This window comes from Streptomyces aurantiogriseus (genome assembly GCF_014649375.1).
Lineage (GTDB): Bacteria > Actinomycetota > Actinomycetes > Streptomycetales > Streptomycetaceae > Streptomyces > Streptomyces aurantiogriseus.
This window is the reverse complement of record NZ_BMSX01000030.1, coordinates 51,705-76,664: the sequence shown is the minus strand read 5'-3', so window position 1 is coordinate 76,664 and position 24,960 is coordinate 51,705. Positions and strand designations below refer to the sequence as shown.

Below are 24,960 nucleotides of genomic sequence, written 5' to 3'. Positions count from 1 at the left end.
GTGACGACTATAAAAGGGGGTGCGAGTCATGCAGGGCTACGACAAGTACGCCTACGAGCCCTTCGCCGTCACCGTGGACCTCGCGGTCCTCACCCTCCGCGGGGGCGCGCTGCACGTCCTGCTCGTCGAGCGCGGCCAGGAGCCGTACGCCGGACGGTGGGCGCTGCCCGGTGGCTTCGTGCTGCCGGACGAGTCCGCCGAGACCGCAGCCCGGCGCGAACTCGCCGAGGAGACCGGCCTGGAGGACGTCTCCGGGCTCCACCTCGAGCAGCTGCGCACCTACAGCGAACCCGACCGCGACCCCCGGATGCGGGTCGTCTCCGTCGCCTTCGCCGCGCTGCTGCCCGACGCGCCCGAACCGCACGGCGGCGGCGACGCGGCCCAGGCCCGCTGGCTGCCGTACGACGACGCCAGGCCGCTCGCCTTCGACCACGACCGGATCCTGGCCGACGCCCACGAACGGGTCGGCGCCAAGCTCGAGTACACCTGCCTCGCGACCGCCTTCTGCCCGCCCGAGTTCACCCTGGGCGAGCTCCAGCAGGTCTACGAGACGGTGTGGGGCACGGGACTGGACCGGCCCAACTTCCGCCGCAAGGTGCTCGCCACCCCGGGCTTCGTCGAGCCCGTCCCCGGAGGCGCCGCGCGGCTGACCGGCGGCCGCGGCAAACCGGCCGCCCTCTACCGCGCGGGCCCCGCCACCACCCTCCACCCACCGCTGTTGCGACCGCCCCGGGAAGGACGTTCCGCATGACCGCCACCACCACCGTCAGGAAGCGCGCCGCCACCGGGGCCCTGGTGGGCCTCGCACTGGGGGACGCGCTCGGGTTTCCGACCGAGTTCAACGACGTCCCGTCGATCCTCGCCAAGTGCGGGCCGTGGCGCGAGATGCAGCTGCCGGAGCGTGCCTTCGTCTCCGACGACACTCAGATGACGCTCGCGGTGGGACGGGCCCTGCGCACGGCCATGGACCGGGGGCTGCTCGTGCCCTCGCGTCTCGAACGGCCGCTGCGCGAGGAGTTCATCGACTGGTACCAGTCGCCCGAGAACAACCGGGCCCCGGGCCGGACCTGCCTGACCGCCTGCAACCTGCTGAAGGACGAGAAGCGCTTCTGGCAGGACGCCAGCCAGATCGGCTCCAAGGGCTGCGGCGCCAACATGCGCGTCGCCCCCCTCGGTCTCGCGCCCGGCCTCAGCGACGAGCAGCGGGCCGGTGCCGCCCAGCTCCAGTCCGCCCTCACCCACGGCCACCCCACCGCTCTCGCCGCCTCCGACCTCACCGCCCACGCCGTACGGCTGCTCGCGCAGGGCGCCGAGCCCGCGGGGCTGGTCGGGCAGCTGCGCTCGTACGCCCTCGAACACCGCAGCCGCTACCACGAGCGCTGGCTCGGGGACCTGTGGACCCGCAGCCAGGACCCGAGCCCGGAGCACTTCATCGCGCGCGGCTGGGACGAGTGTCTGGCCGTTCTGGACCGCCTCCGGGCGGCACTGCGCGACCCGTCGCCCGAGACCGACCCGTGCCTGGCCACGGGGGCGGGGTGGATCGCCGAGGAGGCCCTGGCGACCGGGCTGCTCTGCTTCCTGCTCTTCCCCGACGAGCCGGTGACCGCCCTGCGCCGGGCCGCCTGCTCGTCCGGCGACTCCGACTCCATCGCCTGCCTGGCGGGCGCCTTCGCGGGCGCGTACGCCGGGGCCGAGGCGTGGCCCACGGAGTGGGCGGACCGGATCGAGTACCAGGGGGAGCTGGTGACGCTCGGGGCGCTCTGGGACCTGTGACCGGGCCCGCTCGATCACACCGGATCTCACACCGGCTCTCACCCCTGCTTGATCACGCGAGCTTGATGGTGTCGCCCTCCACCGTGATCTGCTCGGCGGGCAGCGGCCTGGTCGCCGGGCCACCGGTCACCGAGCCGTCGGTGATCCGGAAGCTGCTCTTGTGGCAGGCGCAGTTGATGGTGCCGTCGGCGACGGTGGCGACCGTGCAGCCCTGATGGGTGCAGACCGCGGAGAACGCCTTGAAGTCGCCCTTCGTCGGCTGGGTGACGACGACCTTCTCGTCCTTGAAGATCTTGCCGCCGCCGACGGGGATCTCGGCCGTCGTCGTCAGTTGCCGGCCTCCGGGGGTGGCGGGGGACGTGGTCCTGGACGAGGAGTCGCCGTTGTCGTCGTACTCGCTGCAGCCGACGGCGAGTGCCGCCGCGCCCGTCGCGAGGAGAACCGTCCGGCGCGTGGCGGGGTGGGTCATGTCGTCACTCCGAAGGTGCGGAAGAACCAGAGGGCGGAGGTCAGCCAGACGATCGTGAACACGGCGAAGACAAGCCCGCCGACGATCGGCAGCAGCCAGGAGGGAAGTCGCTCCGAACGGAGCAACAGCATCTTGGCACTGAAGGCACCGAAGAAGAAGCAACCCAGGAGAGAGTGCCACAAAACACGCGTTTCGTACGTCTGATAGCCCAGCGCGTACAGGCAGTGCACCGCGACCGGGACCGACACGAGGAAGGCGGCGCGGCCCGACCAGCGGTGCAGCGCCCCGGACCAGCCCGGGCCGGGCAGCCTGCCGTAGACCATCAGGGCCGAGACGACCTGGACGAGGGCGAAGGCGAACGCGGCGGTCGCCAGCCATGACTTCACCGCGCCCGTGCTGCTGAAGCCGGCCAGGTTGAAGGCGGTGCCGGCCGGGTCGTGGACCTTGCCGTACGCGCCCAGCGCGAGCGCGACGGCGGCGGCGACGAGGGCCGGGACGAGGTAGCGGGCCGGGTGCGGGCGGCCGTGGGCCGGGCTCGGCGTGGGGAAGCCCTGGGTGGCGGCGTTCGGGTCGACGGTCATGGTGGCTCCCGGGTCAGGGGGTCGCGGGACGGGCCGTGAGCTGCTGTCCGTCGACCGTCACCGTGCCGGTCTCCGGGTCGATCCGAGGCGCGGGGGAGGGCTTGCCGTCGCGGGTGAGGATGCCGACCTGGGAGCCGTCCTTCAGCACGATCCAGCCGCCGTCGATCGTCGCCCCGCGCACGGTCGCGGTCGCCCGGTACAGCCCGGACGGCTTCTTCGCCCTGTCCGCGGTGAACGAGTGGTGCGCGCCGCCGACGTCGACCGTGCCGCGGATCTGCTTGCCCTCCTTCAGCGTGCCGTCCAGGCGGGCGCCGTTCTTCCCGGTGAGCCGCAGCGTGCCGTCTTCGGCGACCGGGCCCTTCAGCCAGGCCTCCTCGGCGCGGCCGTCGCAGAAGTACGCGATCGCCCTGCCGTCGCGCAGGGTCACGGCGATCGCCGCCGAGTCGTCGTCGGTGCGGCCCGCGTAGTCGGCGTCCGGGATCGGTGTGGCCGACGGGCTGGGGGCGGGTGACGGGGTGCTCGTCGGCGTCGGGCTCGGGCTCGCGCTCGGTTTCGGAGACTGGTACGGCTTCGGCGACTGGTACGAGGACGACGCGGGCTTCGTCCCCGTCGTCGCGTTGAGCGTCAGCAGGAACAGGCCGAGCACCAGTCCCGCGAGAAGGGTGAGCAGGGGTCCTGGACGCTTCATGTCGGGCCTTCCCCGAGGCGGGCTTCCTGCCGTCAGACAGTCATGAGAGCGCAGGGCGCACCCGGCGTAAAGAGGCGCACGGGGGCGTTACCGCACCAAGTGGCCGAATGCGGCGATACAGGTGACATTGGCAGAGTCCGGGCCCCGTCTCAGCGGGCGGGCGCGGCCCACCCGGCGGACTCGGGCTGACTAGGCTGGACGGGCGAGAAGCCGATACCTACGTGAGCGAGGAGCAGGGACGTGGCGGTACGAGCGGTCCGGGGGGCCGTCCAGCTGGAGAGGGACGAGGCCGGCCACATGGACGAGCAGGTCGGGGCCCTGCTGACCGCCATCATGGAGCGGAACTCCCTCAGCGCCGACGACCTGATCAGCATCTGGTTCACGGCCACGCCCGACCTGCACAGCGACTTCCCGGCGGCCGCCGCCCGCAAGCTCGGCATCGCCGACGTGCCGCTGATCTGCGCCCAGGAACTCGACGTCCGGGGCGCCATGCCGCGGGTCGTCCGCGTCCTCGCGCACATCGAGTCCGACAAGCCCCGCGCCGGCATCAACCACGTCTACCTCGGTGCCGCCGCCGCCCTGCGCAAGGACATCGCCCAGTGAGGACCGCGCTCGTCATCGGAACCGGACTCATCGGCACCTCCGCGGCCCTGGCCCTCGTCCAGCGGGGCGTCGTCGTCCACCTGGAGGACCACGACCCCGAGCAGGCCCGTACGGCGGCCGCGCTCGGCGCCGGCACCGACGAGGCCCCCGACGGCCCCGTGGACGTCGCCATCGTCGCCGCCCCGCCCGCCCATGTGGCCGCCGTGCTCGCCGACGCCATGCGCCGGGGTGTGGCGCGCGGCTACCTCGACGTGGCCAGCGTCAAGGGAGGGCCGCGGCGCGAGCTGGAGGCACTCGGGCTCGACCTCTCGGCGTACCTGGGCACCCACCCCATGTCGGGCCGTGAGAAGTCCGGCCCGCTGGCCGCGACCGGCGACCTGTTCGAGGGCCGGCCCTGGGTGCTCACGCCCACCCGGGACACCGACACCGAGGTGCTGAACCTCGCCCTGGAGCTGGTCTCGCACTGCCGGGCCGTTCCCGTGGTGATGGACGCGGACGCCCACGACCGGGCGGTCGCGCTGGTCTCCCACATGCCCCACCTCGTCTCCAGCATGGTCGCCGCGCGTCTGGAGAACGCCGAGGAGGCCGCCGTACGGCTGTGCGGGCAGGGCATCCGGGACGTGACCCGGATCGCCGCCTCCGACCCCCGGATGTGGATCGACATCCTGTCCGCGAATCCGGGGCCGGTCGCCGACCTGCTCACCGACGTCGCCGCCGACCTGGAGGAGACCGTCCAGGCGCTGCGGGCGCTGCAGTCCTCCGACGAGGACAAGCGCCGCGAGGGCGTCGACGGCATCCAGGACGTCCTGCGCCGCGGCAACGCGGGGCAGGTGCGTGTCCCCGGCAAGCACGGGTCCGCTCCGCGGGTGTACGAGGTCGTCGCCGTGCTGATCGACGACCAGCCCGGGCAGCTCGCGAGGATCTTCGCCGACGCGGGTGTGGCGGGGGTCAACATCGAGGACGTGCGGATCGAGCACGCGACGGGGCAGCAGGCGGGGCTGGTGCAGTTGATGGTGGAACCGAAGTCGGCGGCGGTGTTGTCGGCGGCGTTGCGGGAGCGGGGGTGGGCCATCCGGCAGTAGGGCGCTGGGGGCTCCGCCTTCGACCTCTGGGCCTGTGCCCACCCGCCCGTCTCGGTCGGCCGAGAAGTGGCCGTGCCCTGGGGGCTGCGCCCCCAGACCCCCGCATCGGCCCTGAACGGGCCTCGTCCTCAAACGCCGGACGGGCTGGATATGCCTGCCCTCGCCGACAAGGCGCCGGACGCGCTTACTGGACCAGGGCCGGTGCGGCACCCCCTGTGCGGCCGGACGAGTGACCCGCACCCAGTAACCTTGTGCGGGGCACAGTCTCGCCCCGCAGCCCACCGCCTCGCACCAGGAAGGTGTCCCCCCGTGGAAAACGGCGCCGCCCAGCCCGTGATTGTCGCCATCGACGGCCCCTCCGGCACGGGCAAGTCGAGCACGTCCAAGGCCGTGGCCGCGCAGCTCGGCCTGAGCTACCTGGACACCGGGGCGCAGTACCGGGCGATCACGTGGTGGATGGTGAACAACGGGATCGACATCGAGGACCCCACGGCGATCGCCGCCGTCGCGGGCAAGCCGGAGATCATCTCCGGCACCGACCCGGCCCACCCGACGATCACGGTCGACGGCACCGACGTGGCCGGCCCGATCCGCAGCCAGGAGGTCACCTCCAAGGTCAGCGCGGTGAGTGCCGTACCGGAGGTGCGGACGCGGATCACGGAGCTGCAGCGGTCGCTGGCCGCCTCCGTGGAGAAGGGGATCGTCGTCGAGGGGCGCGACATCGGGACGACCGTGCTGCCGGACGCCGATCTGAAGATCTTCCTCACCGCCTCGCCGGAGGCCCGCGCCGCCCGCCGCAACGGTGAGCTGAAGGGCGCCGACGTCCACGCCACCCGGGAGGCGCTGATCAAGCGGGACGCGGCCGACTCCTCCCGTAAGACCTCCCCGCTCGCCAAGGCGGACGACGCCGTCGAGGTGGACACCACCGAGCTGACGCTGGCCCAGGTCATCGAGTGCGTCGTCACGCTCGTCGAGGAGAAGCGGGCGGCACGGTGAGCGAACTGCCCTCGGAGAGGGGTGCGGAGGTCGGGCGGCGCATCGGCGTCGGCCTGATGTACGGGCTGTGGAAGCCGCGGGTGCTGGGTGCCTGGAAGGTGCCCGCGACCGGCCCGGTGATCTTCGCCGTCAACCACTCCCACAACATCGACGGGCCGATGGTCATGGGCGTGGCGCCCCGGCCGACGCACTTCCTGATCAAGAAGGAGGCGTTCGTCGGCCCTCTCGACCCCTTCCTGACCGGCATCGGCCAGCTCAAGGTCGACCGCGGGAGCACCGACCGCACCGCGATCACCCGCGCGCTGGGTGTCCTGGAGAACGGCGGTGTTCTCGGGATCTTCCCCGAGGGCACCCGGGGCGAGGGCGACTTCGCCTCCCTGCGGGCCGGCCTCGCCTACTTCGCGGTGCGCAGCGGGGCGCCGATCGTCCCCGTCGCGGTGCTGGGAAGTTCCGAGCGGCGCGGACGGTTGATGAAGGGGCTGCCCCCGCTGCGGTCCCGCGTCGACGTCGTCTTCGGCGACCCCTTCGAGGCGGGCGACGGCAGCGGACGGCGTACGCGCAAGGCGCTGGACGAGGCGACCGAGCGCATCCAGAAGCAGCTGGCCGCGCACCTGGAAAACGCGAGGCGGCTGACCAGCCGCTAGGCGACACTGAGTAGTGGATCAACCGGACGACACCGGGCATTCCACCGATCACCACGATGAACGAGGTACGGACTTCATGAACGACCACATCCAGCCCGACGGCTCGGACGGTTTCGAGCACGATCACGGGGCGCTCGGCGACGCCGAGTACGCGGAGTTCATGGAGCTCGCCGCGGAAGAGGGCTTCGATCTCGAGGACGTCGAGGGCGCCATCGAGGCGGCCGGTCACGGTCCGCTGCCGGTGCTCGCCGTCGTCGGCCGGCCGAACGTCGGCAAGTCGACCCTGGTGAACCGGATCATCGGGCGGCGCGAGGCCGTCGTCGAGGACAAGCCGGGTGTGACCCGCGACCGCGTCACCTACGAGGCCGAGTGGGCGGGCCGCCGCTTCAAGGTCGTCGACACCGGCGGCTGGGAGCAGGACGTCCTCGGCATCGACGCCTCCGTGGCCGCGCAGGCCGAGTACGCGATCGAGGCCGCCGACGCCGTCGTCTTCGTCGTCGACGCCAAGGTCGGCGCCACCGACACCGACGAGGCGGTCGTACGACTGCTGCGCAAGGCCGGCAAGCCCGTCGTGCTCGCCGCCAACAAGGTCGACGGCCCGAGCGGCGAGGCCGACGCGGCCTACCTGTGGTCCCTGGGCCTCGGCGAGCCGCACCCGGTCTCCGCGCTGCACGGCCGGGGCACCGGCGACATGCTGGACGCCGTCCTGGAGGCGCTCCCGGAGGCGCCCGAGCAGACCTTCGGCACGGCGATCGGCGGCCCGCGCCGCATCGCGCTCATCGGCCGCCCGAACGTCGGCAAGTCCTCGCTGCTGAACAAGGTGGCCGGCGAGGAGCGCGTCGTCGTCAACGAACTCGCGGGGACCACCCGTGACCCGGTCGACGAGCTGATCGAACTCGGCGGCGTCACCTGGAAGTTCGTCGACACGGCGGGCATCCGCAAGCGCGTCCACCTCCAGCAGGGCGCCGACTACTACGCCTCGCTGCGTACCGCGGCCGCCGTTGAGAAGGCCGAGGTGGCGGTCATCCTGATCGACGCCTCCGAGTCCATCTCGGTCCAGGACCAGCGCATCGTCACCATGGCCGTCGAGGCGGGCCGCGCGATGGTCATCGCGTACAACAAGTGGGACACCCTCGACGAGGAGCGCCGCTACTACCTGGAGCGGGAGATCGAGACCGAGTTCGGCCAGGTCGCCTGGGCGCCTCGGGTGAACGTCTCGGCGCGCACCGGACGGCACATGGAGAAGCTGGTCCCCGCGATCGAGACCGCTCTGGCCGGCTGGGAGACCCGGGTCCCCACGGGCCGGCTGAACGCCTTCCTCGGCGAGCTGGTCTCGGCCCACCCGCACCCGATCCGGGGCGGCAAGCAGCCGCGCATCCTCTTCGGCACCCAGGCCGGCACCAAGCCGCCGCGGTTCGTGCTGTTCGCCTCCGGCTTCATCGAGGCGGGCTATCGGCGCTTCATCGAACGCCGGCTGCGCGAGGAGTTCGGCTTCGAGGGCACGCCGATCCACATCTCGGTGCGGGTGCGCGAGAAGCGCGGCAGGAAGAAGTGACGCAACGGCTGGAGGGCGGCCCCCGAGTGTGGGGTGCCGCCCTCCAGCCGTGTCACGGACTTCCGTGGCTCACCGGCCTCTCCGTGGCCCCGGCGGGAGCGCCGCCGGGAGGGGGTGCATCCCCGTGCTGGCCTGCTGCGTGTTCGCCTGTTGCCGGCCCGTCTGCTGCCGCCCCGTCTGTTGTTGGCCCGCCTGTCCGAGCGGTCCGACCCGCTGCCACTGCGACTGCTGCCCGAGTCCGCTGCGCGCACTCTGCGCGCCCGCGCTGTACGCGCTGTAGGAGCTGCTGAACGAGCTGCTGAACGACCCCGTGCTGTGCGGGATGTTCCCGAAGGCGGTGAACCCCAGGTCTTCCTCCCCACTGCGGTCCCCCGGCAGCGAGCGGAACGACCTGACGTACTCGGCGTAGAGCGCGTCGTAGATCGGCGTGGCCGATGGGCCTCCCTGGGGTTCCTGAGCCGGTCGCGCGGACGGGATCGACTGGTAGGCCTGGCGGCGAGGAACGTCGTAGGTGTGCACGTATGTCCAAACGAGGTTGGACTGGAAGAGATGCGGCTGGACGGGCCCCGGGGAGCGGGGGGTGAACTCAGGTCCCGGCCAGAGGGAGAGCCGCACCGACCAGCTTTCCGTTCGCCGCGGCCTTGTCCAGCGCGTCCCGCAGCAGGTCCTCCCTGGGCTGGCGCCCGATGGAACCGACCGGCGCCGCGTACATCAGCACCTGCTGGTGTTTGTTGGCGGCGGCCCGCCACCCGTCGGTCACCTGAAGCGGCTGGTGCGCCTGCCACCAGGCCACCGGCTGCCCCCCGTTCGGGGAAGGCTGCAGCACCGCGTGCAGCTGCCCCATCGCCAGCAGCACGGACCACCCGTGCTGCACCGGCGGAACCTCGGACAGCTCGGTCAGCGGCATGAAGCCCTGCTCGATGAGCAGCGGCAGGAAGTCGTCGCCGGACCCGGTGCTGCCGGGCCGGACGATGGGCGCGGTCGGTTCGACGACCAGGGCCGGGTGCAACTCCCCGGCGATCAGGACGAGTCCGCTGGTCACCCCGAGCATGGCCTGCTCGGGTACGACCTTCTCGGCCTCCGGGTCGACGGTGTTTTCGCCACTGATGGAGCGGACCGCGCCCCGGAGCTGCTCCTCGGTGACCTGGACGACCTGTGAGGGGAGGCAGGTGGCGTGGGCGAAGGCGAGGACGGCGGTCTCGTCCCCGATGAACAGGACGGTGCTGGTGCGCTCGAGCTCGGAGTCGCCCGGGGTGCGGCAGGACGTGCAGTCGTAACTGCCCGGGGCGTTCTCTCCGGCGAGCAGCCGGTTGGCTTCTTCGTCGCCGATCTCGGCGCGTACCTCGTCGCTGACGTCGAGCATGCGCGGCACGGGTGACTCCCTCGGAATACGGTGCGTTGGCGGGACCGGGTTGGCTCCCCGGCTCATGAAGAAGACAACGGACGATCTGTGGTGGGAGTCACGCTGTACGGCGAACGGAATCGAACCGTCGAACGCGGACGGTCACGATGCGTACGGAACTGAGCACTCCACGTCAAGTAACGGGGAGGTCACGGAAGTTGGTTCCGTGAACTGGCTCACAGCTTCTCCGAATCACCGGCCGACAAATCCGGAAATCAGCGAATGAAGGGGGTGACCGGAAACTCCTACTACCCCCGGTAACGGCGAACTGGCCTGCGATGACGGGGAGTTGGTTGCTAACGACTTGTCAGGGTCCCTAGATTGCTCCGCCGTGTGCAACGAGCACCGCTCGGGTACGTCCGCCGGCCGCGCAGAACCAGACATCGCGCAGCACGACCGCCGACGGACGGGGCGGAGCGCGACGCCCGCGCCCTCGCGCGGACGGCGTGCCCCGCAGGGGGAGGCCCGGGTCCGTAGAGAGGGATCTACATGTCCGAATGTGCCGATAACACTCGCGTCAACGCTCGCGCCGGCAAGGCGCGTACGACGGCGGTCCTCGCCGGGGCGGCGCTCCTCGCCCCCCTCGGACTGCTGGCCGCGACCGGCAACGCCGCTGCGGCGGACGGCGGAGTGTGGGACCGCATCGCCCAGTGCGAGAGCGGCGGCAACTGGCACATCAACACCGGCAACGGCTACTACGGCGGACTGCAGTTCTCCGCCTCCACCTGGCGCGCCTACGGCGGTACCGCCTACGCACCCACCGCCGACCAGGCCACCAGGGAACAGCAGATCGCCGTCGCCACCAAGGTCCAGCGGGCCCAGGGGTGGGGCGCGTGGCCCACCTGCTCGACGCGCGCCGGGGCGTCCGGCAGCGCACCCGACGCTTCCTCGGCCGGCTCGGCCTCCACCAAGTCGGGGTCGACGAAGTCGGGTTCGAACAAGTCGGGCTCGTCGAAGAAGAATTCCTCCACGAACGGTGCCTCGGCCTCGTCGGCGCAGGCTTCCGAGCGCTCGACGGGCCACAGCTCACGCAACGGCTCCCGCGGCGACCACACCGTCCGCGAGGGCGACACGCTCAGCACCATCGCCGCCCGGAACGGGACCACCTGGCAGCGGATCTACGCCGCCAACAAGGCCGCCATCGGCAAGAACCCCGACCTGATCATGCCGGGGCTCCGCCTGACCTTCTGAGGCTCCCGGGCCGCACGGCCCCACCCGGTGCGCGGACCGGGTGGGGCCGCCTGCCGTCGCGGGGGCGCGGTGGTGTGGGACGGCGAGGACGTGACCGCGTGCCGGCGGCGAGCGGCACCGTTCCGGCCGGCGCGCGCAGCACCGTCGTACGCCAGGAGCCGTTGTGGCAGCCGGGGCTCGTCGGGTCGGGCCGCCGAGGCGGTCAGGACGGCTCGCGGCCGGCCTGGTGCTTCTCCGGCTCGGGCTGCGGGATCCCGGCCGCGTACTCCGGATGGTGCAGGTCGAACGCCGGGGACTCCGAGCGGATCCGGGGCAGTGCGGTGAAGTTGTGCCGGGGCGGCGGGCAGGAGGTCGCCCACTCCAGGGAGCGGCCGAAGCCCCAGGGGTCGTCGACCTCGACCTTCTTGCCGTACTTGGCGGTCTTCCAGACGTTGTAGAGGAACGGCAGTGTCGACAGGCCGAGCAGGAACGAGCCGATCGTGGAGACGGTGTTCAGGGCGGTGAAGCCGTCCGCGGCCAGATAGTCCGGGTAGCGGCGCGGCATGCCCTCCGCGCCCAGCCAGTGCTGCACCAGGAATGTGGCGTGGAAGCCGACGAACAGCGTCCAGAACTGGATCTTGCCGAGCCGCTCGTCCAGCAGCTTGCCGGTGAACTTCGGCCACCAGAAGAAGAACCCGGCGAAGATCGCGAAGACCACCGTGCCGAAGACGACGTAGTGGAAGTGCGCGACGACGAAGTACGAGTCGGTGACGTGGAAGTCCATCGGCGGCGACGCCAGGATCACCCCGGTCAGACCGCCCAGCAGGAACGTCACCAGGAAGCCCACCGCCCACAGCATCGGCGTCTCGAAGGACACCGAGCCTTTGATCATGGTCCCGGTCCAGTTGAAGAACTTCACGCCCGTGGGCACCGCGATGAGGAACGACAGGAAGGAGAAGAACGGCAGCAGCACCGCGCCCGTCGCGAACATGTGGTGCGCCCACACGATCATCGAGAGACCGGTGATCGCCATCGTCGCGCCGATCAGCGTCAGATAGCCGAAGATCGGCTTGCGGCTGAAGACCGGGATGATCTCCGTGACGACCCCGAAGAACGGCAGCGCGATGATGTATACCTCGGGATGCCCGAAGAACCAGAACAGGTGCTGCCACAGCAGCGCCCCGCCGTTGGCCGCCTGGAACACCTGCGAGCCGAACCGCCGGTCCGACTCCAGGACCAGCAGCGCCGCGGCGAGCACGGGGAACGCCATCAAGATCATGATCGACGTGAACAGGGTGTTCCAGGTGAAGATCGGCATCCGGAACAGCGTCATGCCGGGCGCGCGCATCCCGACGATGGTGGTGATGAAGTTGACCGCGCCGAGGATCGTCCCGAAGCCGGCCAGCGCCAGCCCCATGATCCACAGGTCGGGGCCGACACCGGGGGAGCGCTCCAGGCTGTTCAGCGGGGCGTAGGCGAACCAGCCGAAGGCGGCAGGCCCGCCCGGCGTGAGCAGCGAACCGAGCACGATCAGACCGCCGAAGAGGAACAGCCAGTACGAGAACATGTTCAGCCGTGGGAAGGCCACATCGGGGGAGCCGATCTGCAGCGGCATCAGCTCGTTGGCGAAGCCCGCGAAGCTCGGGGTCGCGAACAGCAGCAGCATGATCGTGCCGTGCAGCGTGAACAGCTGGTTGAACTGCTCGTTGTTCACGATCTGCATCCCCGGCCGGCCGAGCTCGGCCCGCATGATCAGTGCCATGACCCCGCCGATCAGAAAGAACGCGAACGACGTGATCAGGTAGAGGTGACCGATCTTCTTGTGGTCGGTGGTGGTCAGCCAGTCCACGACGACCCGGCCGGCCCGTCTGGCCCCCACGGCTCGCGCCGTCGCCGGTACGGTCTCCGTCCCCATCGCTCGCTCGCCCCTTCGCTCGTCGCGCCCCGGGCCCGCCGTCGCCCGCGCCGCACGGGTGCCCGCGAGCTGCCGCCGTGATGCTCGCGCCGCCGCGTGCACCGGCAGGAGCGGACGGAGGATGTGTGAGGGAGCCGTGTATTTCCTATGAGGAATCAGCTCCGGCGGAGCCGCACGGAATCGGAATGGAACGGGGCCCGGGGACGGTTCTCCGGGAACTTTCCGCCGGGTTATTCCGGGCAGCCGGGACGACACGCGGGAATTGCGTTCGAATGCGCGCGGAAGGCGTACGGAACCGCTCGTACGTGTGACGGTCCGCTGTGGCGGAACCGATGTCATCGCGGCCGAAACGCACGTCGTGATCCTGTGACAGAAGTGTGACCGGAGTGATCCACATCTCTGGTTCGGGGTTCCCGGAGCGGCGCCCTCGGCCTAGCGTGGCGGTATGGCACCGATTCCCACTCCGCCAGCGGAGCCCCAGGACAGTCCGGACGGGTACGTCGGCCTCGAGGCCGCGCGGGCCGAGCACCTCGCCCGGGAACGGGGGTGGTCGACGGTGCGCTCGCTGGCGCCCGGAACGATCATCACCATGGAGTACCGCGTGGGCCGGCTGAACTTCGAGGTGAGCGACGGCCGCGTGGTCCGCGCCTGGAAGGGCTGAGACCCCCGGACACCCGTACCGACGACGAAGGCCCCGGCTCCTGGACCAGGAACCGGGGCCTTGGCGTGCGGGGCCGGGCTGTGCGTACCGAGGGCCCCGCAGCCGGTCAGCCGCCTGTCAGGGGCGGGCCGTCGAGGTGGTCGTACCCCGTGGCAGCCGGTCGGGGTGCGGCGGCCGGCGGCTGCCGACGGGGGTGACCGGGGTGCGCTCCGAACGGACCGTGTGCGGGCTGGGAGCGAGGTAGACCGGCGCCCTGGGCGCACGGGCCGCGGCCTCGTCCTGGGCCGCGGCGCGCGGCTTGAGCGGCACGGGCACCGGGACCGGGACGGGCGCGGGCACCGTACCGGCGCTGCGGGCACGCCAGCGGTCGCGCAGGGTGAAGATCCAGACCTCGGCGCGGGCGATCAGCGGCTCGAACCAGGGCAGCGCCAGCAGGATCAGCAGACCGGCGGCCCAGCCGAGGACCACGTCGCTCAGCCAGTGCGTACCCAGGTAGACCGTGGCCAGGCCGACGCCGAGCGAGGTGACCGCGGAGAGGGCGGACAGCCATCTGCGGGCTCTCGGGGTGGAGGCCAGATATGCCAGGATTCCCCAGGTCACGACCGCGTTGGCGGTGTGGCCGCTGGGAAATATATCGCCGCCCAGACCCATCTCGTTCGAGCCGATCGTGGTGGCGTAGTGCGGTCCGAGACGGCCCATGCCGATCTTCGCGGCGCCCACGGTGATGTTCAGCAGCAGCAGCGAGGTGCCGAGTGTGAGCAGCGGGCGCAGGGTGTGCTGGCGCCAGGATCTCCAGCCGAGCCAGGCGGCGACCATCACGGCGGTGGGGCCGCGCTGGCCGAGGACCACGTAGTAGTCGACGAACCAGTGGATTTCGGACCACTGCTGGTACGGCCGGAAGAACATGACCTGCCAGTCGAGGCGGACCAGCCACGAGGTGATCACCACGAGCCACACGATCGCCAGATAGAAGGCCAGGGTCGAGGCGAACAGCGCGACCCGGTGCCGGCTCATCTTCGGCACATCGATGTGGGTCGGCCGTTCCGGCTCCCGGTCGAGCCTGGCGAACACCCGGTCCAGACGGGTGAGGGTTCGTTTGGTACGCACCCAATCGACGTTACAGCGAGTGAGCTCAGTTCTCGGTCGAATCCACGGGTTTGTGATGACCATGTGATGTGGGATTGCTCTCAGGACGGCCTTTATTCCTCAGGATTCGGTAATCGTCGAACGCCCTTCCCTTCAATTCTTTTGATCATTTCGAGGGATAGTTTTAGGGGGCTTATGAATGAGTTCACCGAATCCTCGGGCGGCATTCCCGGCCCGCTCACCGGTAGTACGGAGATGATCATGGCGGACCGGAGCCGTTCAGCCACCAGGCGCCGTACACCGCCGACGCCACGGCGACACCGGCCACCACCAGCGCGGATCTCGGCGTCCGCAGCCGGGCGAGGGCCAGGGCGAGGGGGAGCAGCAGCGGGAACGCGGGGAGCAGCAGGCGCGGTTTCGAGCCGAAGTAGCTCGACGCGCACAGGGCGAGCGCGAGGACGACACCCGCGTACACCAGCAGCGGAAGCGGCTGGCGCTGTCGTACGCAGACCAGATACAGCCAGAGCAGCAGGGCGACGCCGACGATCAGGCCGAGCCCGGCGAAGGCCGACGGAATTGACGTGAACTTGTCGATGATGAAGCGGGCGAAGGCGTAGCCGCCGTCGAAGCCGTTGCGCCAGCCCGCCTGGACGTCGAGATAGCCGAGAGGGCCCTTGCCGGTGTGGTGGCCGACCCAGAGGACATAGCCGACGGCGCCGAGGGGCGCGAGAAGGAGGCCGAGGGCGCGTTCCGCGACGCCCCCGCCTCCTGGGGTCGGTGCACGCCGGGGAGGGGCGCCAGGGGGCGACTGGGGAGCGCGTGCGGCCGTCTGTGCGCCCTCGGTCCGCGCCGCGCTCCTGTCTCGCACGAACGAGAGCACACCCGACACCCACACCGCCGCCACCACGGCGAGCCCCACCGGCCGGGTCAGACCGGCCAGCGACGCCAGCGCGCCCGCGGTCACCCACCGGCCGGTCAGCACCGCGTACAGCGACCAGGCGGCCAGCGCGGTGAACAGTGACTCGCTGTACGCCATCGACTGCACGATCCCGACGGGCAGCACCGCCCACAGCAGGACGGCGCACACCCCGGCCCGGCGCCCGTACACATGGTCGGCGACCGCGAAGATCCCCCAGGCCGCGGCGAGCGAGGCGAGCAGGGAGACGGTGAAACCGGCGCCGGCGTACGACAGCGGGGTCGTCGCGTGCAGCAGGCGCTCCAGCCACGGCAGCAGCGGGAAGAAGGCGAGGTTGGAGTGCACGTCGCCGTTCGGCAGGCGCACCTCGTAGCCGTACCCCAGCTCGGCGACCCGCACGTACCACAGGGAGTCCCAGCGGGCCGTCAGCAATGTGTACGCGCTCTTGTCGCGCGCGGCGCTCCACAGGGCGAGGGCGAGCAGCCCCAGGGCGCGGACGGCCGCGTACCCGAGGAGGGCCGGGGCCGCCCGGCGCAGGGCCGCAGAGCCGGGCGCCGCGCGCGTTTCAAGATCGGTCACGGGCTCGATTATCGGCCGGGCGCACCACCGGAGGGTGTGCCGGGGTGTACGGGCTGTGAGGAGAGTGGTGTACGCCACACCGATCCCCCTGGACTGTGAGAGGTCCGCCACGTGGCCGCGCCGCGAACTCGCGTACGCTGCGTGTCACTCGCCGTTCGTCTGCGCGGGCCGGAGACCACCGCTCCTCTCCGGCCGAGTCGCGGGGAGTCCCCACCCCGCGAGCCCGCCGAACCCGAGGAACACCTGGGAGGTACGTACATGTCCGGGACGACCACGGCTGCCGTCGGGCTGCGCCGTCGGGCGGCCGGGGCCGGTGCCAACCGCTGGATCGTGCTCGTGGTGCTGTGCGTCAGCCTGCTGCTGGTCGCCGTCGACGCGACCGTGCTGCACGTCGCGGTGCCCGCCGTCACCGAGGACCTCCGGCCCGGCGCGATCGAGCTGCTCTGGATCGTCGACACCTACCCGCTGGTCTGCGCCTCGCTGCTGATCCTCTTCGGCACCCTCGGTGACAAGGTGGGCCGCAGAAGGGTCCTGCTGCTGGGGTACGCGCTGTTCGGTGTCGCCTCCGCGATGGCGGCGTTCGCCGGCAGTGCCGAGGTGCTGATCGTCGCGCGGGCGCTGCTCGGTGTCGGCGGTGCGATGATCATGCCGGCGACGTTGTCGATCCTGCGGCAGGTGTTTCCCGACCGACGGGAGCGGGCGCTCGCCATCGGTATCTGGAGTGCGGTGGCCGCGGTGGGGGCGGCGGTGGGGCCGTTGCTCGGGGGCTTCCTGCTCGAGCACTTCTGGTGGGGCTCGGTCTTCCTCGTCAACATCCCGCTCATGCTGGTCAGCCTCCCGGTGGGACGGCTGCTGCTGCCGGAGTCGCGGGGCGCGGGGGACGGGCCGTGGGACGTCGTCGGCGCGCTGATGGCCGCCGCCGGGCTGTTCGGCGTCGTGCTGGGCGTAAAGCGGCTGGGCGGCGGGGAGGTGGGCGCGTTCACCCTCGTGCCGCTGGTGGCGGGCGTGGCGCTGATCCTCGTCTTCGTACGGCGTCAGCGGCGGCGGACCCATCCGCTGGTGGACCTGCGGATGTTCGGCCGGCCGGCGTTCAGCACATCGGTGGGGTGCATCGTGCTGGCGATGCTGGCGCTGGTGGGGCTCGAGCTGATCGCGGCGCAGTACCTGCAGCTGGTGCTGGGGTTGTCCCCGCTGGAGACGGGGCTGCGGCTGCTGCCGCTGACCTTCGCGGCGATGGCCGCGGGGTTGGCCGGGGCACGGTTGCTACGGCGGTTCGGGCCGCGGCGCATGGTGAGCGGGGGGTTCTGTCTCACGGCGGCGGCGGTGCTGACGCTGACCGCGATGGGCGAGGCGGACAACACGGGCCTGCTGCTGTTCGGGTTCGTGCTGCTCGGCTTCGGGCTGGAGACGACCCTGTTCGCGGCGTACGAGTCGATGCTGAGCGAGGCTCCGCCGGAGCAGGCGGGTGGGGCTGCGGCGATCGGGGAGACGTCGTACCAGCTGGGGGCCGGAATCGGGATCGCCCTGCTGGGCAGCGTGATGAACGCGGCGTACGCGCCCGGATTGTCGTCGGTGCCCGGGGTGCCGGCGTCGGCGTCGGCCGCGGCGGGGCATTCGCTGGGGGAGGCCTACGAGGTCGCCGGGCGGCTCGGGGGGCCGGCGGGGGTGGCCCTGCGGCAGACGGCCCGGGACTGTTTCGTGCACGGGCTGCATGTCACCTTGCTGGTGAGCGCGGGGCTGTTGTTGCTGGGGGCGGTGATGGCGTTGCGCTTGCCGCGGGTCATGCACTGCGACGAGGTCGAGTCCTGCGACGAGGCCGAGTCCTGCGCGGTGGAGCTGCCCGGGCCTCGGGATGCCACGGAGTCCCGCGTCTCGGCTTGACGCCGGGGGAGCCCGCCCACGCGCCGCCCGACCGTGATCGTCTCCACCCCGTCACGCGGCACGCGGCCACCCTCGGGTCGGTGCTCAGTTGCGAGGGCATCCTCGAGATGCGTCAGCTCGTGCCGGGCGGGGCGCTCACCGGGTTCGGCGCCTTGCGGTGGAGCCCGCCGGAGGCAGGGCCGGTGAGCGGCCCCGCCTCAGCTCTGGTTGAAGAAGCCGTCCGCGCGGTGCCCGGCCGGGTCCCCGTTGACGATCTCCGTGTGGGCGGGGGTGAGCAGGAACACTCGGGTCGACACCCGCTCGATCGAACCGCGCAGGCCGAAGATGAGCCCGGCCGCGAAGTCGACGACGCGCTTGGCGTCGGCGGCCTCCATGGCCGTGAGGTTCATGATGACCGGGACACCCTCGCGGAACAGCTCACCGATCGCCCGCGCGTCCCGGAAGCTGTCCGGGGTCACGGTGCCGATCCGGCGGCCCTTTTCCTCGGCCGTGTCCGCGGCGACCTTGACTCGCGGGTCGGTGACCCAGGCGTCACCGGAGTCGGTCCCCTCGGAATAGTCGTCGTCGTAGTAACGCTCGTCATCGTTGTCGTCGACGAGGCCAAGCCAGGCACTCGCCTTGCGTACCGATCCCATGGACGCCTCCTCTCACAGCGGTCTTTCTTGCTTTCCGCATTCCCCATGGTCGTCCATGATGCGGATGTCGCGCCAAGTGGATAGACGCCGCGCGGGGGGTTTGTGACGGTACTGGTGCACAGCCGATCCGTCGAGAGTCCGTGTCTCCCAAGGGTCTTGGTGTATACGGCTGCTGACTGTGAGTGAAATATGATTCTTCGCGGCGTACGGGTGACGGCCGGAGCGTACGGGTGAACGGGGTGAGGCCTTCCCGCGTGACAATCCGTCGATACGATGCGGCAGCTCAACATCGTACGGATCACGGGGGATCGTCGTGTTCGGAATCGTCAGGCCGTGCCGTCATCGGCTCGGTGAAGGGCTCAAGACCCAGTGGATGGCGCACCTGTGCGGGCTGTGCCTCGCGCTGCGCAGGGATCACGGGCAGTTCGCACGGGTCGTGACCAATTACGACGGGCTGTTGATATCGGTCCTGACGGAGGCTCAGGCCGCCGAGCGGGGCGGCGGGGGGCGGCGTACGGCCGGGCCCTGTCCGCTGCGCGGGATGCGCGGCGCGTCCGTCGCGCACGGCGAGGGGGCGCGGCTCGCGGCCGCCGTCTCGCTGGTGCTGGCCTCCGCCAAGGTGCGCGACCACGTCGCCGACGGGGACGGATGGCTGGCCCGGCGGCCGGTGGCCCTGGCCGCGCGCCGGGTCGCCGCGAGCTGGGGCGCGGCGGGGGCCCGTACCGGATCCGCCGTCGGGTTCGACACCGCCGTACTCGTCGACGCCGTGGACCGGCAGGTCGGCATCGAGGCGCTCGCCGGGCCCGGGACGCCGATCCTGACGGTCACCGAGCCGACCGAGACGGCCACCGCTGCGGCCTTCGCGCACACCGCGGTCCTGGCGGGGCGGCCGGGCAACGCCGAGCCGCTCGCCGAGGCCGGGCGCCTCTTCGGCCGGCTCGCGCACCTCCTGGACGCCGTGGAGGACCGGGAGGCCGACGCCGCGTCGGGCGCGTGGAACCCGCTCACCGCGACCGGCACCTCCCTCGCCGAGGCCCGGCGGCTCGCCGACGACGCCGTGCACGGGATCCGGCTGGCGTTGCGGGAGGCCGAGTTCAGTGACCCGAAGCTGGCCCATGTGCTGCTCGTGCACGAGCTGCGGGCTTCCGTCGACCGCGCCTTCGGGACCACCTCGTGCGGGCACGCCCATCCGGCGGAGCAGTACGGGCCGCCGCCGGGGAACCCTTACGCGCCGTCCGGTCCCGGCGGCCCGCCCTCGCCCCCGGAGCCGCCGCGTCGCGACCGGCGCGGCCTCCTCGCGGGGTGCCTCGTCTGGGCGGGGCTCGCCTGTACGTGCCAGATGTGCTGCGGCGAGTACGACGACCCGTGGACGGGGGAGCGCAAGGAGGGCCTCTGCCACCGCTGCGACGACTGCTCCGACTGCTGCGACTGCTGTGACGGCTGCGGGAACTGCTGTGACGGTTGCTGTTGCGACGGCTGCGGCTGCGACTGTTAGTCGCGCCGCGGCCCCGCAGCACTCAGTCGGTGAGTTCCGGCGGGGAGATCTGTGACTTCTCGATCGCCGAGCCCGTCGTGCCCCACTTCTTCAGGATCTTCGCGTACGTGCCGTCCGCGATGAGCTTGTTGACCGCCGCCTGGACGGCGGGGGCGAGCTTCGTGCCCTTCTTGAAGGCGAAGCCGACGTCGAGGCGGTGGAACTCGTTGAGGAACTTCACGCCCTCCTGGTGCGCGACGGCGTAGCGCAGGCCGTTGATGGTGGACATCACGACGTCGCTGCGGCCCTGCTGGACGGAGGACCAGATCGCGCCCTGCTCGCTGTACGTCTGCACCGTGTACGCCTTCTTCCCGGCGTCGGTGCAGACGTGCTTGTTCTCCTCCAGCGTGGCCTCGAAGGTGGTGCCGGCGCCGGTGGCGACGTTCAGGCCGCACAGCTGCTTCAGGTCGGTGACCTTTTTCAGCTCGGAGTCCTTGCGGGCGGCGAAGCCCTGGCCGTCGTTGATGTAGGTGACGAAGTCGATCGTCTTCAGGCGCTCGGTGGTGACGCCGAAGTTGCTGACGCCGACGTCGTACTTGCCGCTGTCCAGGGCGGGCAGGATCGCCTCGAAACTGGCCTGCTCCGTCTTCAGCCGGATGCCGAGCACCTTGGCGACGGCCTGGGTGAAGTCGATGTCCTGGCCGGCCAGGGTCCTGCCGTCGTCCAGGACGCTGGTGCCGGGCGGGGTGCCGCCGACGCTGACGGCGACGGTCAGGCTCGTCACCCCCGGCGGCAGCAATCTGGCGGCGGCCTCGTCCTTCCGGACCGCGGAGACGACGTCCTCGGTCGGAATCGCGTCGGACCTGGCCGCCGCCTGCGCGGTACCGCCGACCGCGGAGTCGTCCGAGCCGGAGCCGCACGCGGTGAGGAGCAGCGTCGCCGATGTGATCAGGGCGAAGGGGGCGAAAATGCGCTTACGGGAGCGCGTGGACGTACGCATCGTGTGCGGTCTCCAAGACAGCAAAGAGGTGGGAGAAAGCGCTGGGTGAGGGGAGTGGCGCGCGTGTGAAGGCCGTGCTGGGGGAGGGAGAACGCGAAGAGGCGCCCTGGAGTCAGGGCACGCAGGGGGTCAGCTCAACAGGAACAGGACCACACTCGACCGAAGTCGATGTGGGAGCGCGTGACCAGCCACTGCTGTGGATGCATGGGCCAAGTGGAACAGGCATCCGGTTGTGCGTCAACCGAGTTGAGACGTACGGCTCACAGTGTGGACGGCCTTGACAGCGCGGGGAAACGCCGCCGTAGTCTCGGTGGACGGCCCTGCTGAGGGGCTCGGCCGTACGGCGCCGCGCGGCGCATCCGTGTGAAGGCACCACCCGTGTTCGACCGACTCGATGTCACGGAGCCTTCGCATGTCCTCCGACGCCCTCGCCAAAGCCCCCGCCGCACCGGACATACCGGAGCACGCGGACACCCTGCGGATCGTCCCGCACCGCCGCCTCGGACAGTGGGCGGCCGCCGTCGCCGTCCTCGTCCTGCTCGGCGTCGCCGTCAACTCGGTGCTGCGCAACGAGGCGTTCCAGTGGGACGTCGTCGCCGACTACTTCACCTCCGCCTCCGTGCTGCGCGGCCTGTGGCTCACGCTGTGGCTGACGGCGGTGGTGATGGCGCTCGGCTTCGCGCTGGGCGCGCTGCTCGCCGCGGCCCGGCTCTCCGCCAACCCCGTGCTCAGAAGCGTCAGTTGGGGTTATGTCTGGCTGTTCCGGTCGATCCCGATCCTGGTGCAGCTGCTGCTGTGGTTCAACATCGGGGCGCTGTACCCGCAGCTCTTCGGGGTGAGGACGGTGAACCTGCTGACCCCGATCGCCGTCGCGATCGTCGGCCTCACCCTGCACGAGGCCGCGTACGCCGCCGAGGTGGTGCGCGGCGGGATCCTCTCCATCGACCGCGGGCAGATCGAGGCCGCGCAGGCGCTCGGGCTGAGCCGGTGGCGCCGCTGGTGGCGGATCGTGCTGCCGCAGGCGATGCGCTCCATCGTGCCGCCGGCCGGGAACATGCTGATCGGCACCCTCAAGGGCACCTCCATCGTCAGCGTCATCGCCGTCCAGGACCTGCTGTTCTCGGTGCAGCTCGTCTACCACCGCACCTACCAGGTCATCCCGCTGCTGATGGTGGCCACCGTCTGGTACACGATCGTCACCTCGGTGCTCAGCGTCGGCCAGTACCACGTGGAGAAGTACTACGCGCGCGGTGCGGAGCGGACCCGATGAGGCACTCCCTGGTGATCGTCGGGGCCGGGCCGAGGGGGACCGGTCTCATCGAGCGGATCGCCGCCAACGCTCCCGAGCTGTACGCCGGTACAGGCCTCGACATCCACCTCGTCGACCCGCATCCGCCGGGCGCCGGACGCATCTGGCGCGCCGCCCAGTCGCCGCTGCTGTGGATGAACTCGCACGCCGAGGACGTCACCATGTTCACCGACGAGACGGTGGACATGGCCGGACCCGTGCGTCCCGGTCCCACCCTGCACGAGTGGGCCGGCATCGACGGCCGCACCTTCGCCGACCGGCAGCTCCAAGGCGCCTACCTGGGCTGGGTGCACGAGCAGGCCGTCGCCGCTCTGCCCCCGGAGACCAAGGTCCACCACCACCTCCGGCGCGCCCTGCGGGTCGACGGGCCGCGCGAGGGGCGTCAGCAGGTGTGGCTCGAGGGCCGCCCCCGGCCCCTGCTCGCCGACCTCGTCGTCCTCACCCTCGGCCACCTCGACGCCGAACTCGACGACGAACAGCGGGCGTTGGCGGCCTACGCACACCAGCACGGCCTCACCCACCTTCCCCCGGACTTCACCGCCGACAGCGACCTGTCCGGGCTCCGGCCCGGCGAGCCCGTCCTCGTCCGCGGCTTCGGGCTCGCCTTCGTCGACCTGATGGTGCTGCTGACCGAGGGACGCGGCGGACGCTACGAGGGCGACACGTACCTCCCCTCGGGGCGGGAGCCGGTGCTGTACGTCGGCTCGCGGCGCGGAGTGCCGTACCACTCCAAGATCGGATACGACTGGAGCGGGGAGCGGCCGCCGTTGCCCCGCTTCCTGGGGCCGGCCGAGATCGACGGGCTGCTCGCACGGCCGGGGGGCTTCGACTTCCGGCGGGACGTGTGGCCGCTGGTGGAGAAGGAGCTGGGGTTCGCCCACTACCACCGGCTGTTCACGGCCCACCCGGAGCGGACCGCGATCGCCTGGACCGACTTCGAGGAGAAGTACGCCGCCGCCGACGGGGTCGTCGAGCGGGAGGCCCTCGTCGCGTCCGCCGTGCCCGACCCGCGCGACCGGCTCGACCTGGCCGCGCTCGACCGTCCGCTGGACGGGGTGCGGTACGGATCCTTCGAGGAGTTCCAGGAGGGGCTGCGCGGATACGTCGAGGACGACCTGGGGCGCCGTCATGATCCCGCGTACAGCCCCGACCTGGCCGTTTTCCTGGGGCTGTTGTCCGTCTACGGCCAGTTGGTGCGGCTCGGTGACATCGGGCCCGGGTGGCACGGCTTCTTCAGCTACCTCGCGTCCGGGCCGCCCGGGCCCCGGCTGCGGCAACTGCTCGCGCTGTCGCGGGCGGGGGTGCTGAAGTTCGTCGGCGCCGGCATGGCCGTACGGGCGGAGGACGGGGTGTTCCGGGCGTCGAGTGCCACCGTGCCGGGGTTCTCCGTGGCGGCGCGGGCGCTGGTCGAGGCGCGGCTGCCCGAGCCGACGGTCCGGCGCGCCCGCGATCCGCTGCTGCGCGCGCTGCACGAGGACGGCGCCGCCGAGACAGCGGACGGGCTGCTGCGGGTGGACCGCCTCGACGGGCGGCTCCTGGACCGGGCCGGCCGGCCGCACCCGCGGCGCTTCGCGCTCGGCCCGCACACCGACAGCCGTACGCCGGGCGCGTTCACCCGGCCGCGCACGGGTGGGCCCGCCTTCCGGCAGAACGACGCCACCGCGCGGGCCGCCCTGGCCTTCCTGCGCGACCTGGCCTGTCACGCCGTCGCGTGACCGCCGCCCTCCGAACTCCCCTGCCAACCGAAGGAATGCACGCCATGACTGTCATGGTCGACATCAGGTCCGTCCACAAGAGCTTCGGCTCCCTGGAGGTCCTCAAGGGCATCGACCTGTCGGTGCGCACCGGAGAGGTCACCGTCGTCCTCGGTCCCTCCGGCTCCGGCAAGTCGACGCTGCTGCGGACCATCAACCACCTGGAGAAGGTGGACCGGGGCGCGATCAGCGTGGACGGCGCGCTCATCGGCTACCGGCGCTCCGGGGACAAGCTGCATGAGCTGCCCGAGCGCGAGGTGCTGCGACAGCGCACACGGATCGGGTTCGTCTTCCAGAACTTCAACCTGTTCCCGCACCTCACCGTGCTCGACAACGTCATCGAGGCGCCGGTGTCCGCGCTGAAGCGGCCGCGCGCGGAGGCGGTGGAGAGCGCGCACCGGCTGCTGAAGCGGGTCGGGCTCGCCGACAAGGCCGACGCCTATCCCAGGCAGCTGTCCGGCGGGCAGCAGCAGCGGGTCGCCATCGCGCGGGCGCTCGCGCTGGAGCCCAAGCTGCTGCTGTTCGACGAGCCGACGTCCGCGCTCGACCCCGAACTGGTGGGCGAAGTCCTTGACGTCATAAGGGACTTGGCACACCGGGGCACCACGATGATCGTCGTCACGCACGAGATCGGGTTCGCCCGCGAGGTCGCCGACACGGTCGTGTTCATGGACGACGGGCGGATCGTCGAGCAGGGGCCGCCGGGGGAGGTGCTGGAGCGGCCGCGGGAGGAGCGGACGCGGCTGTTCCTGTCGAAGGTGCTGTGAGCCTCCCCGCCGCTGTGAAC

The 24,960-nt window shown here is 71.3% G+C and carries 24 protein-coding genes; 14 read left to right on the top strand and 10 right to left on the bottom strand.

Going from position 1 to position 24,960, the window contains the following annotated elements:
- The first annotated feature begins 28 nt into the window (after nucleotides 1-28).
- Together IE263_RS41680 and IE263_RS41675 are read left to right on the top strand one after the other, a co-directional pair.
- The gene (locus tag IE263_RS41680; RefSeq protein ID WP_189943327.1) at nucleotides 29-751 is read left to right on the top strand and encodes an NUDIX hydrolase; all 723 of its coding nucleotides are present in this window, start codon (nucleotides 29-31) and stop codon (nucleotides 749-751) included.
- Entirely contained in the window at nucleotides 748-1,773 is a 1,026-nt protein-coding gene (locus tag IE263_RS41675; protein WP_189943326.1) for an ADP-ribosylglycohydrolase family protein, read from the top strand. The genes IE263_RS41680 and IE263_RS41675 overlap by 4 nt, the downstream gene beginning before the upstream one ends.
- A gap of 52 nt (nucleotides 1,774-1,825) precedes the next feature.
- On the opposite strand, the gene IE263_RS41670 is transcribed toward IE263_RS41675, so the two are convergent.
- The 3 genes from IE263_RS41670 to IE263_RS41660 are packed head-to-tail and all read right to left on the bottom strand — an operon-like array spanning nucleotide 1,826 to nucleotide 3,511.
- Entirely contained in the window at nucleotides 1,826-2,242 is a 417-nt protein-coding gene (locus tag IE263_RS41670; RefSeq protein ID WP_189943325.1) for a Rieske (2Fe-2S) protein, read from the bottom strand.
- A complete protein-coding gene (locus IE263_RS41665) occupies nucleotides 2,239-2,823 on the bottom strand; it encodes a DUF6529 family protein (protein WP_189943324.1) in 585 nt (194 codons plus the stop codon). The genes IE263_RS41670 and IE263_RS41665 overlap by 4 nt, the downstream gene beginning before the upstream one ends.
- Before the next feature lie 13 nt (nucleotides 2,824-2,836).
- Complete coding sequence (locus tag IE263_RS41660) at nucleotides 2,837-3,511, bottom strand: hypothetical protein (RefSeq protein ID WP_189943323.1); 675 nt, start codon at nucleotides 3,509-3,511, stop codon at nucleotides 2,837-2,839.
- A gap of 240 nt (nucleotides 3,512-3,751) precedes the next feature.
- On the opposite strand from IE263_RS41660, the gene aroH reads away from it, so the two are divergent.
- From aroH to der, 5 genes are all read left to right on the top strand, one after another.
- Nucleotides 3,752-4,114, top strand: a complete 363-nt coding sequence (gene aroH, locus IE263_RS41655; RefSeq protein WP_189943322.1) for a chorismate mutase — start codon at nucleotides 3,752-3,754, stop codon at nucleotides 4,112-4,114.
- Nucleotides 4,111-5,196: a prephenate dehydrogenase gene (locus tag IE263_RS41650; RefSeq protein ID WP_189943321.1), complete on the top strand. Its 1,086-nt coding sequence runs from the start codon at nucleotides 4,111-4,113 to the stop codon at nucleotides 5,194-5,196. The genes aroH and IE263_RS41650 overlap by 4 nt, the downstream gene beginning before the upstream one ends.
- Before the next feature lie 309 nt (nucleotides 5,197-5,505).
- Nucleotides 5,506-6,192: a (d)CMP kinase gene (cmk, locus tag IE263_RS41645; protein WP_189943320.1), complete on the top strand. Its 687-nt coding sequence runs from the start codon at nucleotides 5,506-5,508 to the stop codon at nucleotides 6,190-6,192.
- Nucleotides 6,189-6,836, top strand: a complete 648-nt coding sequence (locus tag IE263_RS41640; protein ID WP_189943319.1) for a lysophospholipid acyltransferase family protein — start codon at nucleotides 6,189-6,191, stop codon at nucleotides 6,834-6,836. The genes cmk and IE263_RS41640 overlap by 4 nt, the downstream gene beginning before the upstream one ends.
- A 76-nt stretch (nucleotides 6,837-6,912) precedes the next feature.
- Nucleotides 6,913-8,391, top strand: a complete 1,479-nt coding sequence (der, locus tag IE263_RS41635; RefSeq protein WP_189943318.1) for a ribosome biogenesis GTPase Der — start codon at nucleotides 6,913-6,915, stop codon at nucleotides 8,389-8,391.
- Between the two features lie 69 nt (nucleotides 8,392-8,460).
- Here the strand turns inward: der and IE263_RS41630 are convergent, their stop codons facing one another.
- Both IE263_RS41630 and IE263_RS41625 read right to left on the bottom strand, forming a co-directional pair.
- Entirely contained in the window at nucleotides 8,461-8,910 is a 450-nt protein-coding gene (locus IE263_RS41630) for a hypothetical protein (protein ID WP_189943317.1), read from the bottom strand.
- Nucleotides 8,911-8,977: 67 nt separating this feature from the next.
- A complete protein-coding gene (locus tag IE263_RS41625) occupies nucleotides 8,978-9,763 on the bottom strand; it encodes a DUF8842 C-terminal domain-containing protein (protein WP_189943316.1) in 786 nt (261 codons plus the stop codon).
- A 519-nt stretch (nucleotides 9,764-10,282) separates the two neighbouring features.
- On the opposite strand from IE263_RS41625, the gene IE263_RS41620 reads away from it, so the two are divergent.
- Nucleotides 10,283-10,984, top strand: a complete 702-nt coding sequence (locus IE263_RS41620) for a LysM peptidoglycan-binding domain-containing protein (protein ID WP_189943315.1) — start codon at nucleotides 10,283-10,285, stop codon at nucleotides 10,982-10,984.
- Nucleotides 10,985-11,186: 202 nt separating this feature from the next.
- On the opposite strand, the gene ctaD is transcribed toward IE263_RS41620, so the two are convergent.
- Nucleotides 11,187-12,878: an aa3-type cytochrome oxidase subunit I gene (ctaD, locus tag IE263_RS41615; protein WP_189943314.1), complete on the bottom strand. Its 1,692-nt coding sequence runs from the start codon at nucleotides 12,876-12,878 to the stop codon at nucleotides 11,187-11,189.
- Nucleotides 12,879-13,323: 445 nt separating this feature from the next.
- On the opposite strand from ctaD, the gene IE263_RS41610 reads away from it, so the two are divergent.
- Nucleotides 13,324-13,539 carry an I78 family peptidase inhibitor gene (locus IE263_RS41610; RefSeq protein WP_189943313.1) on the top strand — a complete coding sequence of 72 codons (216 nt, stop codon included), beginning with the start codon at nucleotides 13,324-13,326 and terminating at the stop codon, nucleotides 13,537-13,539.
- A 117-nt stretch (nucleotides 13,540-13,656) separates the two neighbouring features.
- Here IE263_RS41610 and IE263_RS41605 read toward each other — a convergent pair whose 3' ends face one another.
- Both IE263_RS41605 and IE263_RS41600 read right to left on the bottom strand, forming a co-directional pair.
- Complete coding sequence (locus IE263_RS41605) at nucleotides 13,657-14,646, bottom strand: phosphatase PAP2 family protein (RefSeq protein WP_189943312.1); 990 nt, start codon at nucleotides 14,644-14,646, stop codon at nucleotides 13,657-13,659.
- A gap of 238 nt (nucleotides 14,647-14,884) precedes the next feature.
- Complete coding sequence (locus tag IE263_RS41600) at nucleotides 14,885-16,120, bottom strand: mannosyltransferase family protein (protein WP_189943311.1); 1,236 nt, start codon at nucleotides 16,118-16,120, stop codon at nucleotides 14,885-14,887.
- Between the two features lie 258 nt (nucleotides 16,121-16,378).
- On the opposite strand from IE263_RS41600, the gene IE263_RS41595 reads away from it, so the two are divergent.
- Complete coding sequence (locus IE263_RS41595) at nucleotides 16,379-18,001, top strand: MFS transporter (protein WP_189943310.1); 1,623 nt, start codon at nucleotides 16,379-16,381, stop codon at nucleotides 17,999-18,001.
- A 197-nt stretch (nucleotides 18,002-18,198) separates the two neighbouring features.
- On the opposite strand, the gene IE263_RS41590 is transcribed toward IE263_RS41595, so the two are convergent.
- Nucleotides 18,199-18,636: a cell division protein SepF gene (locus IE263_RS41590; RefSeq protein ID WP_189943309.1), complete on the bottom strand. Its 438-nt coding sequence runs from the start codon at nucleotides 18,634-18,636 to the stop codon at nucleotides 18,199-18,201.
- A gap of 313 nt (nucleotides 18,637-18,949) precedes the next feature.
- Between IE263_RS41590 and IE263_RS41585 the strand changes: the two genes are divergently transcribed.
- Nucleotides 18,950-20,131: a DUF5685 family protein gene (locus tag IE263_RS41585; protein WP_189943308.1), complete on the top strand. Its 1,182-nt coding sequence runs from the start codon at nucleotides 18,950-18,952 to the stop codon at nucleotides 20,129-20,131.
- A gap of 22 nt (nucleotides 20,132-20,153) precedes the next feature.
- On the opposite strand, the gene IE263_RS41580 is transcribed toward IE263_RS41585, so the two are convergent.
- Entirely contained in the window at nucleotides 20,154-21,110 is a 957-nt protein-coding gene (locus IE263_RS41580) for an ABC transporter substrate-binding protein (protein WP_189943307.1), read from the bottom strand.
- Between the two features lie 412 nt (nucleotides 21,111-21,522).
- Between IE263_RS41580 and IE263_RS41575 the strand changes: the two genes are divergently transcribed.
- Genes IE263_RS41575 through IE263_RS41565 form a run of 3 tightly spaced genes read left to right on the top strand, consistent with a single transcriptional unit; the run spans nucleotide 21,523 to nucleotide 24,940 of the window.
- Nucleotides 21,523-22,380 carry an amino acid ABC transporter permease gene (locus IE263_RS41575; protein ID WP_189943306.1) on the top strand — a complete coding sequence of 286 codons (858 nt, stop codon included), beginning with the start codon at nucleotides 21,523-21,525 and terminating at the stop codon, nucleotides 22,378-22,380.
- Nucleotides 22,377-24,134, top strand: a complete 1,758-nt coding sequence (locus tag IE263_RS41570) for an FAD/NAD(P)-binding protein (protein WP_189943305.1) — start codon at nucleotides 22,377-22,379, stop codon at nucleotides 24,132-24,134. The genes IE263_RS41575 and IE263_RS41570 overlap by 4 nt, the downstream gene beginning before the upstream one ends.
- A 44-nt stretch (nucleotides 24,135-24,178) precedes the next feature.
- On the top strand, nucleotides 24,179-24,940 hold the full coding sequence (locus IE263_RS41565) for an amino acid ABC transporter ATP-binding protein (RefSeq protein WP_308430816.1): 762 nt from the start codon (nucleotides 24,179-24,181) through the stop codon (nucleotides 24,938-24,940).
- Nucleotides 24,941-24,960: the final 20 nt, after the last annotated feature.